We start from the raw sequence: 6,728 nt of genomic DNA, 5'->3' as shown, positions 1-6,728 counted from the left end.
AGCCACTGCAAGCGCTCGGCGAAAGCGCACAGCGCCCGGCCGGCCAGACCATGGCCGCGGATCAGCTCGCTGGCGGCCTGCTGGCCAGCGGCAGCGTCTTGATCGCGGCGCGGCACGCCGACCACCCGGTCGATGACGCGTTCGTCGAGCAGCCGCACGTCACGGCCCAGCGCCAGTGTCGGGCGGATCAGCAGGCTGGCGGCCAGGTGTTCGATCCAGAAACGTTGCAGGGCGGCGGTATACAGCCAGTGCTGCCCGGCCAGCCAGCGCGGCACCGGACGCGCCGGGCGACGCACCAGATGCATGTAGGTCGGTGCGAGCAGGAACTGATAAGCCCGCCAGGCGGCGTGCAGGCCCGAATAAGCGACGGCCAGCGAGAAGAAGCCGAGGCCGCAGAGCAGAAACATCAGCCCGACCTGGGTGACGGTCGAGAAAATCAGGGCCGACTTGACGTCGCTCTGCACCAACGCGCAGAGACTGCCATAGACGGCGGTGGCAACGCCGACGACGGCCAGCAGGGCCATCACGTCGGGAGCCTGCGCAAGCAGGCCCTGCAGGCGAAAGAGCAGAAAGACGCCGGCATGCACCATCAGTGACCCGTAAAACACCGCCGACGATGGTGTCGGCCCTTCGAGCGCACGCGCGATCCACGGCGTGAACGGCAGCTGTGCCGACTTGACCACTGCCGCCAGCACGAAGCCGGCCAGCAGCAGGCGTGCGGTCAGGCTGCCCATGGTGCTGTCGCCGGCCAGGCCGGCCCACTCGACAGTGCCCAGCGACCACACCGCCAACCCGATGCCGAGCAGAAAGCCGGCATCGCCGACGCGGTTGGCGACGAAGACGAAGGTGGCGTTCCCCGTTGCCTGCGGCCGCTCCCAGGCGTAGGCGATGAGCAGCCAGGAACTGATGCCGGCCAGCTCCCAGCCGACAAATGCCAGCACCGCATTGCCGGCGAGAACGATCAGCAGCATGCCGGCCAGGAACAGGCACATGCCGAGGAAAAAGCGCTGGAAACCGCTCTCCCGGTGCAAATTGGTCGCCGAGAAGCGCAAGGCGATCCAGGCGATCAGGGCCACCAGCGTGGCCATCGGCAGGCTGCAGGCGTCGAGGGCGAAAGACAGGCCAACCGGCGTCGTGCCGATGGCCAGCCAGTTACCGAACAGCAGGGGTTCCGGCAGGGTGCCGAAGATCGCCGCCAGGTCGAAGAGCAGCAACAGCAACAGCGCGCCGAGCGCGGCGGCGCTGGCCAGGCCGGCAGTGAGCGGTTCATGCGCGTCGCCGTGGCGCGAGCGCAAGACCAGCATTCTGGCGCCGATTGCCGCGGCCGCCAGCAATGGCAACAGGGGCACCAGCCAGACCAGCCGCGTGGTTTCGGCGAGCGCGCCGAGCAGGGCGTCGAGGGTGCTCATGCGCTCACCGGCGGCTGCCGCAACAAGGCCGGCGGCAGCGCTTCACCGTGGCCGGTGAACCAGTCGGCCGAACGTTCGACTTCGGGCACCTCGGGCAAAGTCGGCGTCACCTCGCCGCCTGCATGGTCATGCCATACCTGCCAGCCAGCGGCTGGATCGAAGCGGTGGATCGCCCCGCTCTGCGGGTGCTTGGCCACCAGGATGATCCAGCCGTTGCCGATCAACTCCTGCAACGGCGGTTGCCGCTGGTAGATCGCCGTCAGTATTTCCAGCGTCTGCTCGACCACCACCAGCAGCCGCATCGGCTCGTGAATTTCGATCATCTGCAGCGGCAGGCCGGTGCGCAGGTCCGAACTGGCGCCCTGCATCACCCCGAACAGCCCGGCCAGGTTGTGCATCACCTTGCTGCCGCAGCCGAAACCCTCGTTGTCGACCGTCGAGAAGTAGTACTCGAGATTGATGCCGGCACCAACCGGGCCAGCGGCGAGCAGCGTCGCCTCGAGGATCCGGCCCTCGCCATCGGCCAGCGGATCGTAGGAAATCAGGAACACGCGCCGGTCGAAGAAGGCTCGGCGGCTCATCGCCCGCCGGCCGATGAAAGCCGTGGCCACCATCGCGTGTCCCAGCTCGGGCCGCGCCTGCGCGAGATCCTGGCGGCGGTCGGCCAGATGTCGCTGCGCCTGCGGCGGCGAGGGGTCGCGCGGTGCGGAAGCCAGGCGGCGACAGCGCTCGACCGCGTGCAGCCTTGCCGCCCGCTCGCAATCGCTGCGCAGGGCGGCGAAAGCCTGCTGCTGACTCGCCGGCAGCTGATCGAGGTCGTACCACAGGTAAGTCTCGTCGCAGGTATTGTGCTCGGCGCCGACGAACCATGTGCTCGCCGGGATCGGCAAGCCTTGTTCGGCCAGCCGGGCGCGCACCGTCGGCCGGTTGGCGATGGCCGCAAAGACGCGCGCGTTCGGCCCACCATGGCGGCCGGAACACGCACCACAATCGTAGGCCGCGAGATGCGGATTGTTGCGACTGTCCGAACCATGACCGACGATCACCACCAGCGGAGCGAAGTGGTCGGTGAGCCCGATGCTGCGCAGGAAGCCGCCGACACGCGCCAGCTGCTCGTCTTCGCTGAAGCCCAGCCGCGGCTGGTCGGCGCTGGCGACGCGGCTGGCCTCGGCAGCCTCGGCGGTCAAGCGCAGGGCACCCGGCAATGGCTGGTCGAAAGCGTCGCGGCGCCGTTGCAGCAGGCTGCCGAAGCGCGCCGGCGCCAGCGTCCGCGCCAGCAGCGCCAGCAATGCCCCGGGTCCGGCGGCAGCGGTTACCAGCAGCGCCGGCAGCCAGCCGCGCCGACTACCCTGATGCAGGCGCTCCTGCCAATCCAGGCGCATCTGCCGACGACGCCGATGCTGCCGATGTGCGGCCTCGGCGCCGGCCGCGACTTCCTCGCGCACGGCGTTCGTCGGTCGCACGACGATCGGGCACAGGGCGCTCGGCGCCTCGTCATCAAGGCCCTGCCAGAGCAGCGGCACGCCGAAGAAGCCGGCCGCACCGAAAGTCTCGACGGCCGGATTGACTTCTTCGAGGTGCCGGCGCGACCCTTCCTCGCGGTCGTCCATGCAGAAGACGAACTGGGCCTCGGCCCTGCCGGCCAGCGCCGGCGCGCGGCCGTGATTGGCGACCAGCGCCGCCAGAATCTGCTGCCGATAGTGGTGCTCGTAGGCCAGCAGCCAGAGGTAGCCCCGCTGGTCGCGGCTCAGCGATCCGGCGCAGGCGAGCAGGACGTCGACCCCGGCGGCGCCGATTTCGCGCAGCTCACGAGCAGCCAGCCCCAGCCTTTGCGCGAGCACGAAAAGTGGCCAGGCGGCGAGCGCCTGGCGGTCGCTGGCCGATCCCTCGGCAGTCGGCCGCTCGGCCAGCCGGGTCGCGAATTGCTGCCAGGGGAACACCGCGTCGGCGGACGCTGAAGCAAGATACGGCGAGACCTCGCCGAGCAGGTCCTCCGCCAGCCGCCGGCTGCCGACGGCGTGGCGCACCGACAGCTCGGCTGGGTGGGCGATAAAGTAGTCGCCGAGTTCGCCCAGGTTCAGCGGCAAGCCCCAGACGCGGCGAACGAGTTGCTCGGCGCAAAGGCGTTCGAGCACCACTCGCACGGCCAGGAAATCGGCCAGCGAGACCGGCTGTTCGTCGGCTCGCGCGTGCGCCGCACGCCAGTGGAACATGCCGGCCCAGCCCGGCAGTTCCAGGGCCAGCCGCTGCAGGGTGGCGCCCCAGTTGGCCGCATCGACACCGAGGCGAGCGAGTTCGCTGGCGATCGCCGCTAACGCTTCGTCCGGCAGTTGCTCGATCTCCTGCCGCGCGCCGGCGAACTCGTCGAGTTCCCACGCCCAGTCTCTTCCCGCGCTGAGTCGCCAGGCGGCATAGAACCCGGCCGCCAGCGCCGGGTTCTTCCAGGCGGCCAGGCCCTGATCAAGATGCGCACCAAGATGACGGATCAGGGTCACCTGCAAGGACGGGCGAGGATCGTCGCCGGTCAGGTGAGCGAGCAGCGTCGCCAGCGTCCACCTTTCGCCGAGACCGCTGACCATCTGCCGCCAGAGGGCAGCGGCGGCTTCCGGCGACGGCTCCCCGACCGGTGCGACCGCCAGGCTGGCCAGGTCGGCAACGCCGTCGCCAGGGCCCATCGCTTCCGCTGGCACCACCGACGCGCGCAGCTCGCGCGCCGCAGCCCACAGCTCGGCGACCGCCTGCTTTTCGTCAAGGCCGTCAGCGCGGGCGGCCTCCCGCAGGCGTTGCCGCGGGCCGTCGTCCAGCTCGTCCTGCCAGCGCTCGAAGGCTGCCTTCTCCTCGGCCTGCCAGCGCAACTGCGCCAGTGAAAACCCGTCGGCCGGGTAGCGCAGCGCGGCCTGCAGAACCTCGCCGCGACAGAGCTGCCGCTGACCGACAGCGCACTGCGCTTCATCGGCACGCATTTCCGGTAGCTGCCGCAAGGCGGCAGCGAGATCGGCCGAAGTCACTCGCCCCTGCCGATACAGTTCGCGACAACGGCCTTCGTCCAGCCATGGGCGGGCACCGGTCAGGCGGGCCGCTTCGCCACAGGCGTCGGCGAACGGCAAATGCTGCAAGGCGTGCAGGGTGTTGTGATGAACGAAATCGCGCAACGGCGCCTGCGCCGGCAGAACGTGTTCGAGATGCGCGACACAGGCTTCGATGCGCGCCAGTGGATCCAGCGCATCTGCGGCCACCTGGCTGGCGTTCGTGGGCGCATGGGTGGTCACCGCTCAGGCTCCGAACTGCTGCGCCAGCCGGGCCACCGAAGAAGCCATCAGACCAAGCAGGGGGGCGGGATAAAAGCCGATGATGACGATCCCCGCCGCCAACAGGCCAGCGGTCGCCGTTTCGGCGCGGTTGAGGTCGGCAAAGGTGGCGACGCCGGCTGCTGCGCCGCCGAAGGGCCGCTCGGGACCGGTCGATAGACAGCGAATCGCGCGCAAGGCGTAGGCGGCGGAGATCAGTACGCCGATCGATACCACCACCAGCCAGCCGCCCCAGCGGCCATAGGCGCCGATCAGCACCTGTAGTTCGGCGATGAAACCGGCGCTCCCCGGCAGGCCGACCGACGCCAGCAAGGTCAGCACGATGAACAGCGCGAAGCGTGGCGCGATGCGGTTGAGGGAACCGTAGGCAGCCAGATCCCGTCTGTGCGTGCGCTCGTAGAGCAGACCGATGAGCAGGAACAGCAGACCGCCCGCCAGTCCGTGCGCAACCATCTGCGTCACGGCACCGTTGAGGCCGGCCTCGTTGAGCGCGGCGATACCGAGCAGGACGATGCCCATGTGCGAGATCGACGAGTAGGCGATCATCGCTTTCAGGTCGGTCTGTCGCCAGGCCAGTACCGCGCCGTACACAATGCTGACCAGCGCCAGCAATGCCAGCCAGTCCTGCAGCGCCTGCACCGCAGCCGGCAGCGTCCACGCGGCGCGAATCAGCCCGTAGGCGCCCATTTTGAGCAGAATTCCGGAGAGCAGGATCGAAATCGGGCTCGTCGCCTCGACATGCGCCAGCGGCAACCAGCCATGCAGGGGCACGATCGGCATCTTGACGCCGAAGCCGAGCAGCAGGCCGAGGAAGACCAGGATCTGTGTCCGCTCCGGCAGTTGCGCGCTGCCGGCCGCCATGTCGGCCATCGCGAAGCTGTGCTCGGGGGCGACGTCGTAGAGCAGGAGCAGGGCGATCAGCATGAACACCGAGCCGCCGAGCGTATAGAGAACGAAATTGAGCGCCGCGCGGTGACGATTGGCGCCGCCCAGGCGATCAATCAGGAAGAACAGCGGGATCAGCGTCAGTTCCCAGGCGACGTAGAACAGCGACCAGTCACGCGCCGCAAAAACCACCAGCAACGAGGTTTCGAGTACCAGGATCAGCGAAAAATGGAGCTTGGCGCCGTTGCGCACAGCGGTCGAGGAGAGGATGGCGACGAAGCACAATACGGTGGCCAGCAGGAGCATGGCCATCGAGATGCCGTCGACACCGAGCGCCAGACTCGAACCGACGCGCGGATTCCACGGTCGGGTCTCGAAGAACTGGATCGCGCTACTGGCCGTATCGAAGTCCAGCAGCATGAGGAAGGCGCAAAGCATGGTCAGGGCGGCAACGATGCTGGCCAGATAGCGCAGCAGGTCGACGCGGCGGCTCGGCAGCAGCGAGATCAGGGCAGCACCAAAAAGCGGCAGCAGCAACAGCGTTTTCAGCATGCAGCGGCGACGGCGTCTGGCAGCGAGCCAGAGGCCCTTGAAATTCTTCTTGTCATGAACGACGATTATGCCAGCAATGGCGGTGCTTTCCGCCCCATGCCCACGCCGGAGTCGACGATGAGCGAAGCGATCTGCCGAAATCTGCGTGTCCGCGGCCGTGTCCAGGGCGTCGGCTACCGCTGGGCGCTGTGCGCCGAAGCGTCCAGGCTGGGGCTCTCCGGCTGGGTGCGCAACCGCTATGACGGCAGCGTCGAAGCGCTGGTCCGCGGCCCGGCCGAAGCGGTCGACGCGCTGCTTCTCTGGGCCCAGCGGGGACCCTCGATGGCGCGGGTCGACAGCGTCCTGTGCAACGAGGGCAACGCCGGAGAAATCGGCACACGCACCGGTTTCGCACAGATTGCCAGCCGTTGAGCGACAACCGTGTCCGGCAGCGATGCCGCTGACCCGGCCGCAGAAGGCCACTTTCCACCGCCCTCCGGGGCTGTTTCGGTTTCTACCACGCTACGCGAGGTTGGTTTCAAGATGAATACACCACAAGCCGGCATCCTGCTGCCGCTACCGCGTCTGGCGCGCT

At 68.4% G+C, this 6,728-nt stretch carries 4 protein-coding genes; 1 reads left to right on the top strand and 3 read right to left on the bottom strand.

Annotated elements, in window-relative coordinates; genetic code table 11:
- From RUW20_RS13725 to RUW20_RS13715, 3 genes are all read right to left on the bottom strand, one after another.
- Window positions 1-1,409, bottom strand: a 1,409-nt coding sequence (locus RUW20_RS13725; RefSeq protein WP_313952797.1) for a proton-conducting transporter membrane subunit, incomplete at its 3' end; no start/stop codon positions are given.
- The gene (locus RUW20_RS13720) at window positions 1,406-4,678 is read right to left on the bottom strand and encodes a DUF2309 domain-containing protein (protein WP_313952796.1); all 3,273 of its coding nucleotides are present in this window, start codon (window positions 4,676-4,678) and stop codon (window positions 1,406-1,408) included. The genes RUW20_RS13725 and RUW20_RS13720, both read right to left, overlap by 4 nt.
- A 3-nt stretch (window positions 4,679-4,681) precedes the next feature.
- The gene (locus RUW20_RS13715) at window positions 4,682-6,154 is read right to left on the bottom strand and encodes an NADH-quinone oxidoreductase subunit M (protein WP_313952795.1); all 1,473 of its coding nucleotides are present in this window, start codon (window positions 6,152-6,154) and stop codon (window positions 4,682-4,684) included.
- 117 nt (window positions 6,155-6,271) lie between these two features.
- On the opposite strand from RUW20_RS13715, the gene RUW20_RS13710 reads away from it, so the two are divergent.
- Window positions 6,272-6,565 carry an acylphosphatase gene (locus RUW20_RS13710; protein ID WP_313952798.1) on the top strand — a complete coding sequence of 98 codons (294 nt, stop codon included), beginning with the start codon at window positions 6,272-6,274 and terminating at the stop codon, window positions 6,563-6,565.
- The last annotated feature ends 163 nt before the right edge of the window (window positions 6,566-6,728 follow it).

Origin of the sequence: Accumulibacter sp., from assembly GCF_032229525.1 — a bacterium.
Taxonomy (GTDB): domain Bacteria; phylum Pseudomonadota; class Gammaproteobacteria; order Burkholderiales; family Rhodocyclaceae; genus Accumulibacter.
The sequence above is the reverse complement of the archived record's forward strand: the minus strand, read 5'-3'. Positions and strand labels throughout refer to the sequence as shown.

Coding starts and splice junctions, on each gene's coding strand:
- RUW20_RS13715 (WP_313952795.1), bottom strand. CDS start 6,154: ATGCTGAAAACGCTGTTGCTGCTGCCGCTTTTTGGTGCTGCCCTGATC.
- RUW20_RS13710 (WP_313952798.1), top strand. CDS start 6,272: ATGAGCGAAGCGATCTGCCGAAATCTGCGTGTCCGCGGCCGTGTCCAG.